At 57.5% G+C, this 1,115-nt stretch carries 1 protein-coding gene; it reads right to left on the reverse strand.

Going from position 1 to position 1,115, the window contains the following annotated elements:
• Nucleotides 1–76: 76 nt before the first annotated feature.
• Nucleotides 77–1,045 carry an IS5 family transposase gene (locus AC1RMF_RS26585; RefSeq protein ID WP_493145558.1) on the reverse strand — a complete coding sequence of 323 codons (969 nt, stop codon included), beginning with the start codon at nt 1,043–1,045 and terminating at the stop codon, nt 77–79.
• Between the last annotated feature and the right edge of the window lie 70 nt (nt 1,046–1,115).

Genomic DNA, 1,115 nt, shown 5'->3' on the forward strand with positions numbered 1-1,115 from the left:
GCCAAATCGAAATATATTTGCGCCGCTTTGAGCTTTTGGGTATGGTTTTGCAAGCCCTTTGGCCTGCATTTCCTGTTCATGAGCGCACCTGTGCCAAAAGGCTTTGGCGACCAAGGTAAATGTTAGCCAGTGCCAAGACCGTGAATGCCCGGGTTGCGTTCTTCTGCAGTCCACGGTAACGCACCTTGCCAAATCCCCACAGGCGCTTTACCACACCAAAGACATGTTCCACGCGTGCCCGGATGCGTGACTTGCTGCGATTCTTTGCGCGCACCGCTTCGTCAATGAAGCCCTTGAAGCGGCTACGTTGGTTGGTAAAGTCGCGGGCCTTGGGCGCCTTGCTGGCTATGAGCTTCTTCTGGCTGGCATAGGCTGAATCGCCATAGACGCGCCGCTCGTTGCCATGCAGCAAGTCAGGCAGTGGATGCTTGTCATGCACGTTGGCCGGCGTCACCACAGCGCTGTGGGCCATGCCGCTTTGGCTGTCCACGCCGATGTGCAGCTTCATGCCGAAGTACCACTGCTGGCCCTTGCGCGTCTGGTGCATGTCAGGGTCGCGCGTCTTGTCGGTATTCTTGGTCGAGCTCGGTGCGCCGATGATGGTGGCGTCCACGATGGTGCCGGTGTTGAGCTTGAAGCCACGTGCCTGCAACTCTTTGCCAACTTGTGCAAATAGTGCTTCGCCCAGTTTGTTGTCATTGAGCAGCTTGCGGAACTTCGTAATGGTCGTGGAGTCAGGCACCGGCTCGCGGCCCAGATCGATGCCAACAAAGCGGCGCAGGCTGGCACTGTCGTACAGCGCTTCCTCACAGGCCATGTCAGCCAGGTTGAACCAGTGCTGGACGAAGTGAATGCGCAGCATGCGCTCCAGACCAATGGGTGGCCTGCCGTTGCCTGCCTTGGGATAGAAGGGTTCAATAACAGCACACAACGTTGACCACGGGACGATGGCTTCCATCGTCTTCAGAAACTCGTCGCGCCGGGTCGGCTTGCGGTAGTTCTCGAACGATTGGTCGGCCGCCATAGCCAGGGTCCGTTGCTTCATTGGTGCGCCCTCACAGAGTTACATACCAACATGCAAGTCATGGGCCAGTTTGGACTTGTTCATCGTTGCC

Source organism: Rhodoferax sp. GW822-FHT04A08 (assembly GCF_058801025.1).